The organism is Pontibacter aquaedesilientis (genome assembly GCF_014773225.1).
Classification (GTDB): domain Bacteria; phylum Bacteroidota; class Bacteroidia; order Cytophagales; family Hymenobacteraceae; genus Pontibacter; species Pontibacter aquaedesilientis.
In genome coordinates this window covers 102366-118261 of record NZ_JACXAJ010000007.1, presented here as the reverse complement: position 1 = coordinate 118261, position 15896 = coordinate 102366, and the positions used below count along the sequence as shown (strand labels likewise).

Sequence of the window (15896 nt, the reverse complement as noted above, 5' to 3'; positions counted from 1 at the left end):
CCCTAACTTCGTATATCTAAACAAAATACCTTTTTTTACACTTACCAAAATGCTGGAGTACATTAAAACTATTTTGTTGAAGGTAAGCTTTGACAAGAAGCTGTTTGAAAAAGAACTTAGAAAAGCATTCAAAGTGCTTGTTCCGGAAGAGATAAAACAGCTGAAGCAATGGTGCTATGAAAAATTTTCGGAGATGTACCTTTATGTACTGAACAAGGTCTTTTCCAAGGCTCAGGCCTGAGGGTCTGTGGTTTGCTCAACGAACTGAATATTGCGCAGCAAGCCCTTGTAGCCGGTTCGCTTCACGGCTGACTTCTTAAACAGCTGACTGAAGACTTCCTGCGTAATTTCCTCCCAATCAGATGTTTTCATCTCCTTGAGTTGCGGGTGCGGCTCAAAGGCAGGCTCTTTATGCGGCTTGCTGAAACGGTTCCAGGGGCAAACGTCCTGGCAGATGTCGCAGCCAAATATCCAGTTGCCGAATTTCCCGTTCATTTCCTGCGGCAGCTGGTCTTTCAGCTCAATGGTGAAGTAAGAAATGCACTTGCTCCCATCCACCACATAAGGCGCTACAATGGCATCGGTCGGGCAGGCGTCGAGGCAACGGGTACAGGAACCGCAGTAGTCCTTGATGGGCCCGTCATATTCCAGTTCCAGATCGATGATCAACTCGGCGATGAAATAAAAACTACCTACCTGCGGCGTGATCAGGTTAGAGTTTTTGCCTACCCAACCCAACCCGCTCTTCTTGGCCCAGGCCTTGTCGAGTACCGGGGCTGAGTCTACGAAGCAACGGCCACCTACCTCTCCTACCTCCTCGTTGATATACTGCAGCAGCGTCTTCAGCTTGTCTTTGATGACAAAGTGATAATCCGTTCCGTAAGCATACTTCGACACTTTGTAAGTCCCTTCGTTGGGTTGCTGGCTATCCTTTTCGGGAAAGTAGTTCAGAAGCAAAGACACTACCGACTTGGCTCCCTCCACCAACAGCCGCGGATCGAGCCGCTTGTCGAAGTGGTTTTCCATGTAGTGCATCTGCCCGTGCATGTTCTGCTTCAGCCAGCTCTCCAGTCGTGGGGCCTCCTCTTCCAGAAAATCCGCTTTGGAAACGCCACAGTACATGAAACCCAGTTCCTGCGCTTTTTGCTTAATAAGGTATGTAGTTTGTGCTTTGTTCAAAATATGTAGGTCGCTCAGGTATAGCTATACCTTGGAGAGAACAAATTTACGGTAAAATAAAGTTTATTGATACATACACGATATTTTACAAATCAGATCACAAGAAATACTCATTTAACTAACTCTGTAGCTGAGGAATAACCTGCATATTCTTATCTCAACAAACCTACCTAAGTGCAATTTTCCACAAAATGCACAATTTATCCACAAAATTGATACACGACATATCTAACAATGCAATTATTACTATCTTCACATTTAGCTATTTAAATAAGAGCACGTTAATACTCCTGAAAAAGAAATACAGCAGTTAAAAATGGGTCCCTAATTTAAGTTAAGTAGAGTGTCGGGCATGCTTGATAGCCTTAGAGTTTAATATTAAACAAGAAGTTCTTTTGTACATCTAAAATTTACCCTTCTAACAATGGTAAACATCCATTATTCCCCGAAAGGAACCCCATATGTATGGGCAAGCGATCTACATGCTCATTTAGAGATTGACTCTCCATTAAGTGAATGGTTCTCTCATATACTAGGGTATGGCTTTGTGCTTAACGAAGACTATAGCTATCACCCTAAGCAGATTGCTTTACCTGACGGAGACTATAATGAGAAAAAGGAATGGGCTGTGCAACTAGATATGGCAAAGCACATAGCTATGATCCAGCGAACAGACAAAGGCAAAGCATTACGAGATTATCTTCTGCGCCTTGATAGTGAGGTTAATGAAGGGGCTAGGCTGAATCACCTACAGATATCAGCATTATTTGATCTTTGTAAGGTTATGGGCTTCTTCTCTGTACAAAAGATGCTTCAAAGTGAGCATTTTGAGTTTATGGAAAGGCCAAAAAATTGGTGGGATTATCGTGCCAAGCTTTTTGGATACTCAAAGAAGCAGCTTCAAGACATGATGCAGGCAATAGGAAAAAAGTATACATCAGAGCGGCAGGCATTACTACACTTGAAAAAACATGAGCTCATACGACAAGCTACAATAGACCTGTTTATAGCAATGGGTAAATCAACTATCTATGCAAAAAACATGGGCAGCTTTATGGAGACAATTGCTAAAGAACTGAAGCCCGAAATTTATAATGATAATGGTCTTTTAATTGATTTCAAAAGTCCATCTCAAATAAAAACAATATCTCTACTAAAGAATAAAAATGATCGCGCTAAACTATTAGGTAGCTTGGCCTAGATTTCTAGTTCTGGAATAACACTACAAAAACAAAAAAACAGGCCTTCGGCCTGCTTTTTTCCAATATATCACAAACAGCTTTTATTCAGCCTGATCGAACAGCCCGCCGGATACCACTTGCGTGGGTGGTACTTTACCAAGGTGGCGGTAAGCGGCTTCGGTCGCCTCACGACCACGGGCCGTACGCTTAATGTAACCTTCCTGAATCAGGAATGGTTCGTAAACTTCCTCAATAGTTTCTGCCTCTTCACCGCAGGCCGTCGCGATGGTGGATATACCTACCGGACCGCCTTTATACTTGTCGATGATGCAGGACAGAATGCGCTTATCCATATCATCCAGGCCGTTATGGTCCACATCCAGTGCAGCCAAGGCGAAGCGGGCAATCTCCACATCAATGGTACCATTGCTTTTCACCTGGGCAAAGTCACGGGTACGACGCAGCAGGTTGTTGGCGATACGCGGCGTACCACGGCTACGGCGGGCAATCTCGAAGGCGGCGTCCTCGTGTATGGGCGCACCCAACAAAGCCGACGAACGCTTCACGATAGAAGTCAGCAGCTCGGCATCGTAGTACTCCAGACGGCTGTTGATACTGAATCGGGCACGAAGCGGAGCCGTCAGCAAGCCGGACCGCGTAGTCGCACCAATGAGTGTGAACGGGTTCAAGCTAATCTGCACGGAACGGGCATTGGGGCCAGAGTCCAGCATGATGTCGATCTTGTAATCTTCCATCGCCGAGTACAGGTACTCCTCCACAATCGGGTTGAGTCGGTGTATCTCGTCAATGAACAGCACGTCGTTCGGGTCGAGGTTGGTGAGCAAACCTGCCAGGTCGCTTGGCTTGTCCAGCACCGGTCCGGAGGTCATTTTTATCCCTGCGTCCAGCTCGGAGGCAATGATATGCGACAATGTGGTTTTACCCAAACCCGGAGGTCCGTGTAAGAGCACGTGGTCCAGGGCCTCGCCTCGACGTTTTGCTGCCTGCACAAATATCTTGAGGTTCTCCACCACCTTTGCCTGACCAGTAAAGTCATGGAAACTGAGGGGGCGGAGTGCTTTATCGATGTCTTTCTCAGCTGGCGACATGTAGCCGCTCTCGCCTGTCAGATAATCTTCTCTCATAAAATATGATGTATTCTAATTAGCGCTTTTGCTATACCTAAAGGTAACAGTATCAGCGTTGCTTTCGCTCCATTTCTGCTGACGAATTTACTGAATTTTGCTAATTATTTTATAGTAATCAGCCATAAATCTAATATCATTAGTAATTCATCTGAATTAGGATTTACAGTATTTTAAAATTTACAGGATTTTTATAGCCGTTTGGTTCAAACCCTTTTCTTACCTATCGAAAGTTATGGTAGACCTTCTCACTACATTTTATTTCTATGTGAGAAATCCTGAAAATCATTATTAATCCTGTAAATCCTGATTCAGACAACAAAGGCAGCCACCTGCGCAGCTGCCTCTCCATGTTTTTACGCTACCCGATTAACGAGCAACGCATAACGATCAACGATTACTTAAAGGCAGGTATACCAGTGATATCGGCACCTGTGATGAGCAGGTGAATGTCGTGGGTTCCTTCGTAAGTAATCACCGACTCCAGGTTCATCATGTGGCGCATGATCGGGTACTCGCCCGTGATGCCCATACCGCCATGAATCTGGCGTGCCTCGCGGGCAATGTGCAGGGCCATGTCCACGTTATTGCGCTTGGCCATGGATATTTGCTGCGTGGTGGCTTTGCCTTCGTTTTTCAAGGTGCCAAGTCTCCAAGCAAGCAATTGCGCTTTGGTAATCTCTGTCAGCATTTCGGCCAGTTTCTTCTGCGTGAGCTGAAAAGCACCGATGGGCTTGTCGAACTGAATACGCTCCATGGCATACTTGCGGGCCGATTCGTAGCAGTCAATCGCTACGCCAATAGCACCCCAGGCTATGCCGTAGCGGGCAGAGTCGAGGCAGCCGAGCGGACCGCGCAGGCCTTCCACGTTAGGCAGCAGGTTTTCTTTCGGCACTTTCACATTGTCGAACACCAGCTCGCCGGTGCAGCTAGCGCGCAGGCTCCACTTGTTGTGTATCTCTGGCGTCGTGAAGCCTTCCATACCGCGTTCCACGATCAGACCTTTGATGCGGCCCTCTTCGTTTTTGGCCCACACTACGGCCACCTGGCATTCCGGTGAGTTGGAAATCCACATCTTGGCGCCGTTCAGCAGGTAGTGGTCACCCATGTCTTTAATGTTGGTCGTCATGCCGCCCGGGTTAGAACCGTGGTCTGGCTCGGTCAAGCCGAAACAGCCCAGCCATTCGCCACTAGCCAGCTTGGGCAAAAACTTTTTGCGCTGTTCCTCAGAGCCGTAGGCATAGATCGGGTACATCACCAGCGAGCCCTGCACCGAAGCGGTGGAGCGCATACCAGAGTCACCACGCTCGATCTCCTGCATGATGATCCCGTAGCTGATGTAGTCCAGCCCGCCGCCGCCGTACTCGGCAGGTATAGTAGGGCCAAAAGCGCCCACATCCCCAAACTTCTTCACGATCTCGGAAGGGAAATGCGCGTCCTGCGCCCACTGCTCGATGTTCGGGGAAATCTCACGCTTCACGAAGTCGCGCAAGGTCTGGCGAATAAGGATGTGCTCCTCGGTCAGTAAGTCGTCGATATTATAGTAGTCAGGGGCTCCTGATGATTCGTAGGCCATAGCTTATTGTGTTGTTTTAAGGAAAGGGTAATACGCAAATATAAAATTTAAAATCAATTGTCAGAATCAAGATTTACAGGATTCAAGGATTTACAGGATTGAGTATGCTGGCGTTGAGTACACAGTCCTTTCAGTGTCTTTCAGTCCCATGGTAGTCTTGTAGAATCCCTAGCATACAACAGGCTCTCCACCTTAACGGTTTCGGACCTTTTAGATGAATTGAGATTTTAAATCAACCTAAGTATCAGCTATTGCGTGTATCAGGACCCGGCCACAATTTAGACAGGTCTTGACTTACCCTACAGGTATAGTTAATCAGATTAAGAATCTTAAGCATGAAACTACCGAAAACTATACCCAAGCAAATCCATAGAATCCTGCTCTCCTTTTATTCTTGAAAATCCTTCCCAATACTGAAAATCTTGCCCAAAGAAAAAGCCCCACCAACTGGCGGGGCCTTTCTCACTAAAAATCAATCTATTTTAAAATCTTAACCCTATAGAGGCTAAATAATTACGGGTGGCCTGTGGGTAGTAGAAGTTCTCAGTTACTTGTCCGCCACCCGCGATGTAGCTAAAGGTATAGCCATTGGCGGCGTAGCGCTCATTAAAGACATTGCTCACCAACAGGCCCAGTTCCAGCCCCTTCAGTACACCCGCAAAGCCAGTGGTATAGCGCAGGCGCAAGTCGCCAACCTGGTAGGCAGGTATAATGCGGTCTTCACTCTGTGTATTGTCGAGGTACTGCTTGCTCACAGTTTTGTAAATAAAGGCCGCTTTCAAACCTTTCAGCACTTCCGCTTCCAGCTGTGTGGCCGACACAAAATCCGGCGAGAAGGCAATAGCGGTTTCATCGTAGCGATTTAGAGCCTGACCGCCCTGGTCGTAGTCGTCGATGTACTCCTCAAAATCGCGCACTTTGCTCTGACTGTAGCTCAGGTTGCTGTTCAGGCTTGCGAAAGTGCCTAAGCGTAACGCTCCAGCCAGCTCTATACCTTGCCGGTAACTCCTGTCGATGTTAGTGCGGGTATAGGCGCCCACGTCATTAATCTCACCGGTCAGCACCAACTGGTTTTTGTAGTCCATGAAAAAATAATTCGCCTCCACATTGGCACTCAACGCACGGCCTGCCAGATTGCCGAGGGCTAGCTGACCACGGTAGCCTGCTTCCACGTTGCGCAGTGTCTCGTGCTCCGGGCGGCTGTTTGCGGTCGACTCCGTAAAATCGTCGCGTACCGGCTCGCGGTTGCCGATGGCGTAGGATGCATATACCTGATGGCCTTTTTTGAGGTCGTAGCTTACACCTGCCTTCGGGTTGTAAAAGGTATAGTCTACTTCCTGCTCCAGGTTCTCGAAGTTGTTGTCGATGCCCTCGAAGGTATAGTTGATCTTGCGCACCTGCATGTCACCGAACAGGCTCAGTTGGTCCGTAATGCTATAAGTCACCTTACCAAACAGGTTGAAGTCCGTTTTCACGGCATTGTTGTCATAGTAGCGATCGCGAATGTTGGACGTGGAAGCATACCGTGCCCAGATCACTTCACCGAAATGGTCTCCGTCATACCTGTTCCAGGCACCGCCCAGCGTGGCACTTAACCGGGAATCCGGGTTATACTGCAGGGCATAGGTCGCACCATAGAAATCGTTGTCGAGCCAGCGGCGGCGAATCAGATCTGTGCGGCTGATCACCTGGCCACCGATCGTCACGTTTGGCAGGCCATACCTGGAGAGTTTATCGTTACTGCGGAACTGCTCATAATAACCACGACCATAGGTATAGTGCAGCGCTCCTGAGAAGGTAAGGGCCGGCGAAAAGTCATGCGACAGGTGCAGCTGGTAATGGTCCTGCTGGTAGTTGTCGGTTTCGTTGTCGTAGGTATAGAAGTTGTACCGGCGGCCGGCGGTGCGCAGGTTTTCCAGGTCGCTCCCCGCAATGCCGTTGCGGTCGATGTAGGCTTGCAAGTCGGCTTCATTGCCATACACCAGCGCCTCCGGCGTACCGTACCAGGCCTGATAGGTTTTTTCCTGCCCGGAGAAGGTCACAAATTTCACTGTAGTCTTGTCGCCATAATAACCACCAGAAAAATACAGTGATTTCAGATCAGAGAAGGCACGGTCGATGTAGCCATCGGACTTGATGCGCGACAGACGGCCATCGAACGCGAACTTGCCGTTGATGAGCCCGGTACCGAACCGCACGTTGTTCTTCCAGGTGTCATAAGAGCCGTAGCTGTTGTCGGTTTCGGCGTAAGCTTCGCGGCGTACCTGCTGCGTCTGGATGTTGATGCTGGCACCAAAGGCACCTGCCCCGTTGGTAGACGTGCCCACACCACGCTGCACCTGCATATCCTCCACAGAAGAGGCAAAATCCGGCATGTTCACGAAGAAAGTACCGTGGCTCTCAGAGTCGTTGATCGGTATACCGTTTACAGTCACGTTGATGCGGGTGATATCGGAACCACGAATACGGATGCCGGTATAGCCCACGCCTGCGCCCGCGTCGGAGTTCACGACCACCGACGGCGTCTGCTCCAGCAGGTAGGGCAAATCCTGCCCGAAGTTGCGCGCTGCAATTTCCTCGCGGGTCACGTTGGTAAAACTTGTGCCGGTTTTCTCATTGGCGCGCGTAGCCGATACCAACACCTCGCTGGCACTCAGGCTGGTCTGCTGCAAGGCTATGTCTACTTTTGTATCGACAAACAGGTTGATTGGCCTGGATACCTGGGCAAAACCCAGGTAAGACACCTGCAGGGTATACTTACCTTCTGGCAGGTTCTGAAACTCAAAGTAGCCGTCAGGGCCGGTGGTGGTGCCGGTGCTGCTGCCTGCCAGCACCACGGTGGCTCCTGCCAACGCATTGTCTTTGGCAGCGTCTGTTACGCGTCCGCTCAGTTTGTGCTGGGCAAACAGCTGCAATGGCAATAGCACGACTGCCATCACAATCAGTAAATTTTTCATTGGATTGTAAAAAAAGAATAAGTTGAAACATACAGACCTGCCAGGGGTCGGCAGCCTGCTACATTGTTTCCCCGCGTTTTTCCCTTCGCCGGCATTACCCGGATCAGGTTCAATGGGTATGATCTCAGCCCGTTGTTATAAGGCACCCCTAAACTGACGCAAAGGTATACCTGTTTTTCAATGAAAACAAAGCCTTACAGCACAAAGAATGGCAAGTCCTGTCAGCCGGGTGGCAAATGGCGGCTTAATTTTAACCAAAGTCGATAACCACATCCCGCCAAACTACGTTCTAAACATACGGGCACATTTTCCTGCATCCGCTCGGCTGCAGCTGGTTTGGCCAAGAAAATATGCCGGCTGAACAAAAATTTTAAGATTAAGAAGAAATGTGATGATGATCAGCTTACTGTATACCTTAGCACTGCTAACGATACTGGCATATTATGCATTCGCACCACGCAAGAGATTCAGAGGGTCTTCCTCTACTGACAATGACGATGACGGAGGTGAGCCGCTGGGCGATGATTTGCCAGATCTGGACCTGCCACCCGGTATATCATTGCCCATCAATGATTATGAACCGAGATATGACCTGAGACGCATCAAGGTCCCCAAGTTTCCGGAACCTTCCCTGCAATGAAAACAAAAAAGTCCCCTGCTCTATCTACCGAGCCGGGGACTTTTCTTTTGAGGGCCTGCTTGATCTACAAAACCTCTATGGTGTAGGTGCGCTCGAACGCCTGTTCGGGGCCGAGTTTGTTTATCCCTTCCTTCTCTTCCAGTTCGCCTGTCTCGTCGGCGCGGCCCGCTATACCGCACCAGGGCTCTATGCACACATAGGGCGATGGCCCCGGCTTAGCCCAGATACCCAGGTATGGGAAACCGGGAAAGGTGATCTCGACCCGGCGCTGGTTAGTGCGGCTGCCCAAGGTGAGTTTCTCCGAATGCAGATTCTTAAAAACAAGCGCGTCCTTGTCGAAGTAGCCGTGTTTAAGCGGCAGTACTCGCTCTTGCTCCAGTACGCGCTCCGTGTCTCCGCTCTGCAGCCCGTCGTCGGTCAGCAAATAACGGTAGAGTGTTTCCTCTTTTTCAAACTCAATGAAATAGTCTGAGTACTGCTCCCCCGGGTAGAAGGGCACATTGAAGCCCGGATGACCGCCAATTGAAAAGAACATGGCTTTTTTGTTGCGGTTGAGCACTTGGTATGTAACCGACAACTTGTTTTTCTCAAGCTTGTAAGCGATCAGCAACCTGAATTTGAAGGGGTATACCTGTAGCGTCTCTTCGTCGTCTTCCAGCTCAAATACCAATTTATCGTCCTCCTCCTCGATCAGCTTAAACTCCTTGTGCCGGGCAAACCCGTGGCGCTTCAAAGCAAATATTTCGTTGTCGTAGGTATAGGTGCCCTCCGGCAGTTCGCCCACTATCGGGAAAAGATTGGGCGCGTGGCTGCCCCAGATGGCGGGGTCGGCCTGCCAGATGAGCTCCAGTTTTTCGTCTAGTTTGATGAAGTGCTGCAACTCGGCCCCTTTACTCTCAACGCCGACTCTAAAATTATAATTCTGCAAATAGTATAGCATGGCAAGGTATCGTTTTATGGGTGCTGCCGGAGCATGTTGTCTACATGCCGCAGCGCCTTTTCCAGGCGGGAGGCATGCTGTCCGCTCACCTCCACATAAGGCACCTGCAGGGCTTCCAGCTCGCGTTTGTACCAATCGTAGAAGTACTGCCGCAGGTGCGGATGCTCCCGCTGCGGATCAGGCTCCCACGGCAAATCAACGCCCATGAGCAGGTAAAGGTTGTAGTCTTGCTGCTTTAGTTGCTGCAATACCCAGTCCGGGCAGCTGCCAAAGGCGTGCTCGCTCCAGATTTTGATCACCAACAGGTCGGTATCCACAAAAAGCAAGTCGGTGGCCTGTTGGCTCAGGCGCTCTTCCAGGGCCAGCTGCCCCCGGGCAATTGCCTCTATGTCCTGTAAGGTATAGGGCCTGCCCAGCGCCCCGATGTAGGTGCGGGCATACTCGGGCACCCACACGGTGTTGTAGTGTGCGGCAAGCTGTTCAGACAAAGTAGATTTGCCCGTTGACTCCGGCCCGGTGATGGCGACTTTCAGCATGGGACAAAGGTATGGCAAAATTCGAAACAACGCCGCTGACCACGAAAAAGGCTGCCGCTGGCAGGTTTCCCCACCGGCGACAGCCCAGGTTTAACAGCCTCCTACTGTTATGCCTCAAAACATTCCGGATACAGTTCAAGCCTTGTATCCAGCATTATCTTCATGCGCAAGAAACTAACAGTTAGCTATTTACTATCTATACTATAGATCATATCATTTCATCCATCCGCTTCACTACAAAAAAGGATAGCAACCGAATTGACTGGCTAATGTAGCCTTCGGAAGGGTAAACAGTCAGGAGTTTGCGACACAAAAAAGGGATACATTTCAGAAATGTATCCCTTGTAAAATTGAAGGCATGAGTTGGGGTGCTTCTGGGTGGTTAGTTTTCTGTGAAGCTGTACCCGTAGAAGTTGTATACCTCTACCTCTTTGGGGCGTTTGTCGCCGTGTTGGCTAAGCAACAGGCGCTTAGGGCTCTCGTCTGGTGACTCATAACCCCACTTCATCCGATTTTCATACTTGAGTTCGTCTGGCAATTCAATCTTTCGGTTCTTCATACGTAGTGTCATTGTAGCGTTGAACATAGTACTCGCTTACTTTGGCGCACTAAACTCTCAAATATTGCCTAAGCTACTTGCATTTACGAGATAGCACCTCTTTCAGATTGTATAACATCAGGACATTAAGTATAATTTTACTAACAATTACACCTTAACCCGGGCTGGAGCGTGTTTTTCCAGGTCTCGTTTCCAGTCCAGGTAACCGACAGTGGCCAGAATCAGGAAGACAAAGTACAGGAAAGCAGTCAGGTACAGCTCTTTGTAGAGGTATACTCCCACGTACACCACGTCCACGACCAGCCACACCAGCCAGTTCTCCAGTCGTTTTCGGGCCATCATCCAGTAGGCCATCAGGCTCACAGCTGTGGTGGCGGAGTCGGTATAGGATAGGTCGGCGTCGGTATAATTATCTAGAAAGTAGCCCAGGCCGCCTGTAAACACAACCACCAGTGCGATTAACACCCACAGTTCGCGCTGGCTTACCTTGGTTACCTGGCGCTCGGTATGGCCCTTGCCGCCGTAGAGCCACTCATACCAGCCGTACACGCTGCTGATGATGTAGAAAACGCTCAGCCCCATGTCGGCATACAGGCGGGCATCCAGGAAAACAAACACATAGGCCGTCACGCTCACGATGCTGACGGGCCATGTCCATATATGCTGCCGGGCCGCCAGCCATACGCCTGCTATACCTGTGATCACTCCTATTACTTCGATCAGGCTCATGGCCTGCAGCGCTTCTGCTACGCTTGTGTAAAAATCTGACATCTATACCTGCTCCCGTTCTGTGCTTTGGCTTAATTTGTTGCTAAGTTTGCAAATCAAAACCAAACGGCCAAGGCTACAGGTATAGCATAGCGGCCAGCAACTGAAAACCATGGAAGAGATCACAGCACAGGAACTGAAGGAAAGACTGGGGCGCAGCGATAAAATGCAGTTAGTGGACGTACGCGAGCCGGCGGAGTTTGAGATATGCAACCTGGGTGGTGAGCTTATACCGATGGGCGAACTGCCTAAGCAAGCCAACCGCATTCGCCGTGATATACCTGTCGTAGTCATCTGCCATCACGGGTTCCGCAGCGCCCAGGCCATCAACTACCTGAGCCAGCGCCTGGGCTACGACAACCTGCTCAACCTCAAAGGCGGCATCCACGCCTGGGCCATCCAGGTCGACCCAAGCATGGCCGTGTATTAGGTAACCGATCAGTGTGTCCCTGTCGGGGATGCTGCCATTTCACGCCATAGGTATAAAGGTTAGGCGCGGGCCTAACAGAGCCAAGTTGCTGCTTATCCTGCCAGTGTTTCTATCCTGTGAAATCTTAGGGCAGAGGCTCTACAGAAGGATCTGAAATAATTCTCAGGCCACTTGCTATATTATCCGGATTAATTTATGTAATTTTACGCGGCAAATAAGGACCCTTAAATTATTTGCCATGATCTCTGATCAATCCAAGATTGTTTTCGAAGCCCTCACCTACGATGACGTGCTTCTGCTCCCGGCTTACTCCGAGGTGCTCCCCCACAACACTGATACTTCCACACAGCTTACCCGCAATATCCGCATCAACATTCCGCTGCTTTCCGCTGCCATGGACACCGTGACAGAGGCCGAGCTAGCCATTGCGATGGCCCAGGAAGGTGGTCTCGGCATTATCCATAAAAACATGTCGATCAGGGCGCAGGCAGAACAGGTGCGCAAGGTGAAGCGCTCCGAAAGCGGCATGATCCTCGACCCGATCACCCTGCAGGAAGACGCGACATTGGGCGACGCGGTGCGCATCATGAACGAGAACAAGATCGGCGGTATCCCGATTACCAACGGCCACGGCAAGCTAACCGGCATCCTGACCAACCGCGACCTCCGTTTCGAGAAGGACCTGACCCAGCCGGTAAAGGCAGTCATGACGACCGAAAACCTGATCACGGCTGAGCGGGGCACCGACCTGGCCAAGGCCGAAGATATCCTGCAGCAGTACAAAATAGAAAAGCTGCCGGTGGTAGACGGCGAGGGCAACCTGGTGGGCCTGATCACCTACAAAGACATCCTCAAGAAGAAAGACCGCCCGAATGCCTGCAAGGATGAGTTCGGACGCCTGCGTGTGGGCGCCGCCGTTGGCGTAACACCTGACGTGATGGACCGCATCAAAGCCCTCGTAGAGGCAGGTGTGGACGTGATCAGCGTGGACACGGCGCATGGCCATTCCAAAGGCGTACTCGACGTGGTGCGCAATATCAAGAATACCTTCCCGAAACTGGATGTGATTGCCGGCAACGTAGCAACCGCTGAGGGTGCCAAAGCCCTGGCCGACGCTGGAGCCGATGCCGTGAAAGTGGGCGTAGGCCCAGGCAGTATCTGTACCACACGCGTAATTGCAGGTATAGGCGTGCCACAGCTCACAGCTGTCATGGAAGCCGCCAAAGGGCTGCAGGGCACCGGTGTTCCGGTGATTGCTGACGGTGGCATCAAATTCTCGGGTGATGTGGTGAAAGCACTGGCCGGCGGCGCAAGCACCGTCATGATCGGCTCGCTGCTGGCCGGCACGGAAGAGGCTCCGGGCGAGATGCTCATTTACGAAGGACGCAAGTTCAAGACCTACCGTGGCATGGGCTCGATCGAGGCCATGGAAGAGGGCTCGAAAGACCGCTACTTCCAGGGCAATGAGAAAGACAGCAAGAAACTGGTGCCAGAAGGCATCGTGGGACGAGTGGCCTACAAAGGCATGGTGGCTGAAGTGATCTACCAGTTGGTGGGCGGTATACGCGCCGGCATGGGTTATTGCGGTACCCCGGACATCCCGAGCCTGCAGAACGCCCGCATGGTGAAAATAACAGGGGCTGGCCTGCGCGAAAGCCATCCGCACGATGTGCAGATCATGCGCGAGGCTCCTAATTACAGCCGCTAACAATCACAACCAGCATTTGACAAATAGAAGTAGGTTAGTTCCCGGGCTAACCTACTTCTTTGTTTTTACGTTATGCTAGGTGTTCTTAAAAAACTCACCTCGACAACTTGGCCAAAGAGCATTTTTTTTTCTTACCTTACAGGCTGATAAAGTCTCGGGCTAGCCATATTCTGTCGCCAAAGAAACTAAGCACGGTTTACCGTTTTATGCTTTACAGAACCAACGCGAAATCCTTATTTGTTACTGCTGCCCTCATCAGCTGGTCGCTGCTACTAGCCAATGTGCTGCTGGCCGCTGAGAGTATGCGGCAGGAAAGCTCCGAGGGGCTGGCCCTGCCCTATATCAACAACCTCCTGATCGTTATTTTCATTGTATCTGTTTTCGGTTACCAGCGCCTGAGCGCCGACAATCTAAAGGGAATCGACTTCATCAGTTACCTCTGGAACATCTTTGCCAAGGCAGGTATAGCGGCCTATCTGAGCGTTGCGCTTTACATGGGGTACCGGCTGGTTGTCAACTACACCAGCGTACAGTCTCCTTTGCTGCTGCACATGGTCTACCAAGTCAACTTTGGCCTGCTCGTGCTCTTTCTCGCGAAAGCTTTTTACATCTGGCGCCAACTCCTGCTCTACCATAAAAACCGGTTCCTGCAGATAGCCTGGGACTGGTATGAGCTGTTGCTCTTTGCCACCCTGCTTCTGACGCTGCTCAACTTCAACTACAGCAGCTACATCTTTCTGCCGCTGCTGATTTTGCTGGCCTGCTATACCTTATTCCTGTGCACCAACCTCAAGTGGGTGGCCTACCTGACTTTCAACAAGAAGGGCCGGTCGCTGGTACTACTTTTGGCGATACTGCTGGCCTGTTACATCTTCTCAGACTTTTTCTACGATTTTGCCGACAGCCCTGCGCTCGCCATCGACTATTCCGATGTGGGATTCCTGGTGCTGGCTATGTTCTTTGTGAGTTTGTATACCCTGGCCGCCTTTCTGGTGGCGCTTTTCAGTTTGCCTACCTCGAGTGTGTTCGAACAGAAAAGCGAGGACCTGCTCAATTTCCAGCGCCTGAGCCAGTCCATACAGCAGGGCCAAAGCGAGACACAGGTATACGAGATGCTTTTTGACAGCACCCTGCGGGCGTCCGACGCCAGCGCGGCCTGGCTGGAGGTATTCCAGGGCGATGAGCCGAAGGTCTGGCGGCAGCTCACAATTGAGGAGGAGCAGATCAAGCGCATACGCCATTTGCTGCTGGCCTATAACATCCAGAACATAGACTACATTAACAACAACCTGGATCGCAACCCCGGCTTCCGCGACCTCACGCTGCCCTGGAAATCGCTCATCATACTGCCGATCAAGTCCAAGAAGCACCTGTTTGGCGTGCTATACCTGCTAAAGGACATCGAGCAGGGATTTGACCGGGAAACGGTGAACGTGCTGCGCACTTTTACCAACCAGACCATCCTTACCATCGAAAACCTGCGCCTGGTGCATGAGTCGCTGCAGAACGAGCGTTACAAGGAGGAACTCAAAATCGCCTCGCTGGTCCAAGACAGCCTGATTCCTAAAAACTTTCCGAGTGATAGTTGGTTTGAGATAGCGACCCACGCCAAGGCAGCCAAGGAAGTAGGAGGTGACTTCTATGACTTCCTGCAGCTGAGCGAGTCGCGCATTGCCATTATCATTGGCGACGTGTCAGGCAAAGGTATTTCCGCCGCTTTCCACATGGCCCAGATGAAGGGTATATTCCATGGCCTGATGCAGCAGGACATGCCACCGAGCGAGTTCATGAAACAGGCCAACAATGCGTTGGGCAGATGCCTTGAGAAAACCTCTTTTATTACTTCTGCGCTATATATCATTGATTACCGCATGAAAGGCTTTATGTTTGCAAGAGCCGGCCACTGCCATACCCTGTATTACAACTCCATGATGGATGATACTTTCTACTTCCAGACGGACGGACTGGGGCTCGGCATCATCCGTGACAAAAGCTACAACAACCACGTGCGGGAAATGTACTACGACTACAACCCCACCGACGTGATGGTGATCTACACCGACGGCATTGTGGAGGCGCGCAACAAGGAGAACGACGAGTATGGGGAGGAGCGCCTGCGCTATATGCTCACCCAGACTTACCATCTGGAGGCGGAAGACATAAAATGCGCCATTATCAACGACCTGGAGGATTTCACGGGCCCGACAGAGAACCTGTACGACGACCAGACCCTGCTTGTTATTAAGTTTAAACCTACTCAACCTAGTGAATAATTAC

The 15896-nt window shown here is 50.6% G+C and carries 14 protein-coding genes and 1 riboswitch; of the genes, 6 read left to right on the top strand and 8 right to left on the bottom strand.

Annotated elements, in window-relative coordinates; all coding sequences use genetic code 11:
- Positions 1-49 precede the first annotated feature (49 nt).
- Complete coding sequence (locus H9Q13_RS18060) at positions 50-241, top strand: hypothetical protein (protein WP_224744293.1); 192 nt, start codon at positions 50-52, stop codon at positions 239-241.
- Here the strand turns inward: H9Q13_RS18060 and queG are convergent.
- Positions 232-1179, bottom strand: a complete 948-nt coding sequence (gene queG / locus H9Q13_RS14050) for a tRNA epoxyqueuosine(34) reductase QueG (protein ID WP_224744292.1) — start codon at positions 1177-1179, stop codon at positions 232-234. The two genes, H9Q13_RS18060 and queG, sit on opposite strands and share 10 nt — an antisense overlap.
- A 424-nt stretch (positions 1180-1603) precedes the next feature.
- On the opposite strand from queG, the gene H9Q13_RS14045 reads away from it, so the two are divergent.
- Complete coding sequence (locus H9Q13_RS14045; RefSeq protein ID WP_191184434.1) at positions 1604-2380, top strand: antA/AntB antirepressor family protein; 777 nt, start codon at positions 1604-1606, stop codon at positions 2378-2380.
- A gap of 81 nt (positions 2381-2461) precedes the next feature.
- On the opposite strand, the gene ruvB is transcribed toward H9Q13_RS14045, so the two are convergent.
- The 3 genes from ruvB to H9Q13_RS14030 all read right to left on the bottom strand — a co-directional run bounded on the left by ruvB (position 2462) and on the right by H9Q13_RS14030 (position 8038).
- Positions 2462-3505 carry a Holliday junction branch migration DNA helicase RuvB gene (gene ruvB / locus H9Q13_RS14040; protein WP_191184433.1) on the bottom strand — a complete coding sequence of 348 codons (1044 nt, stop codon included), beginning with the start codon at positions 3503-3505 and terminating at the stop codon, positions 2462-2464.
- A gap of 397 nt (positions 3506-3902) precedes the next feature.
- On the bottom strand, positions 3903-5081 hold the full coding sequence (locus H9Q13_RS14035) for an acyl-CoA dehydrogenase family protein (protein ID WP_191184432.1): 1179 nt from the start codon (positions 5079-5081) through the stop codon (positions 3903-3905).
- 482 nt (positions 5082-5563) lie between these two features.
- Positions 5564-8038 carry a TonB-dependent receptor gene (locus H9Q13_RS14030; RefSeq protein WP_191184431.1) on the bottom strand — a complete coding sequence of 825 codons (2475 nt, stop codon included), beginning with the start codon at positions 8036-8038 and terminating at the stop codon, positions 5564-5566.
- A 62-nt stretch (positions 8039-8100) separates the two neighbouring features.
- Positions 8101-8198: riboswitch (TPP riboswitch) on the bottom strand.
- A 231-nt stretch (positions 8199-8429) separates the two neighbouring features.
- Here H9Q13_RS14030 and H9Q13_RS14025 point away from each other — a divergent pair.
- Positions 8430-8678, top strand: coding sequence for a hypothetical protein (locus H9Q13_RS14025; protein WP_191184430.1), 249 nt, complete (start codon positions 8430-8432; stop codon positions 8676-8678).
- 64 nt (positions 8679-8742) lie between these two features.
- Here H9Q13_RS14025 and H9Q13_RS14020 read toward each other — a convergent pair whose 3' ends face one another.
- The 4 genes from H9Q13_RS14020 to pnuC form a co-directional block, all read right to left on the bottom strand.
- Complete coding sequence (locus H9Q13_RS14020) at positions 8743-9618, bottom strand: aldose 1-epimerase family protein (RefSeq protein WP_191184429.1); 876 nt, start codon at positions 9616-9618, stop codon at positions 8743-8745.
- A gap of 14 nt (positions 9619-9632) precedes the next feature.
- Complete coding sequence (locus H9Q13_RS14015; protein ID WP_191184428.1) at positions 9633-10154, bottom strand: AAA family ATPase; 522 nt, start codon at positions 10152-10154, stop codon at positions 9633-9635.
- 382 nt (positions 10155-10536) lie between these two features.
- Positions 10537-10713: a hypothetical protein gene (locus H9Q13_RS14010; RefSeq protein WP_191184427.1), complete on the bottom strand. Its 177-nt coding sequence runs from the start codon at positions 10711-10713 to the stop codon at positions 10537-10539.
- A 147-nt stretch (positions 10714-10860) separates the two neighbouring features.
- Entirely contained in the window at positions 10861-11484 is a 624-nt protein-coding gene (gene pnuC, locus H9Q13_RS14005; RefSeq protein ID WP_191184426.1) for a nicotinamide riboside transporter PnuC, read from the bottom strand.
- Between the two features lie 109 nt (positions 11485-11593).
- Between pnuC and H9Q13_RS14000 the strand changes: the two genes are divergently transcribed.
- From H9Q13_RS14000 to H9Q13_RS13990, 3 genes are all read left to right on the top strand, one after another.
- Positions 11594-11911 carry a rhodanese-like domain-containing protein gene (locus tag H9Q13_RS14000; RefSeq protein WP_191184425.1) on the top strand — a complete coding sequence of 106 codons (318 nt, stop codon included), beginning with the start codon at positions 11594-11596 and terminating at the stop codon, positions 11909-11911.
- A gap of 238 nt (positions 11912-12149) precedes the next feature.
- Complete coding sequence (gene guaB, locus H9Q13_RS13995) at positions 12150-13619, top strand: IMP dehydrogenase (RefSeq protein WP_191184424.1); 1470 nt, start codon at positions 12150-12152, stop codon at positions 13617-13619.
- Between the two features lie 206 nt (positions 13620-13825).
- Positions 13826-15892 carry a PP2C family protein-serine/threonine phosphatase gene (locus tag H9Q13_RS13990; RefSeq protein ID WP_224744291.1) on the top strand — a complete coding sequence of 689 codons (2067 nt, stop codon included), beginning with the start codon at positions 13826-13828 and terminating at the stop codon, positions 15890-15892.
- The last annotated feature ends 4 nt before the right edge of the window (positions 15893-15896 follow it).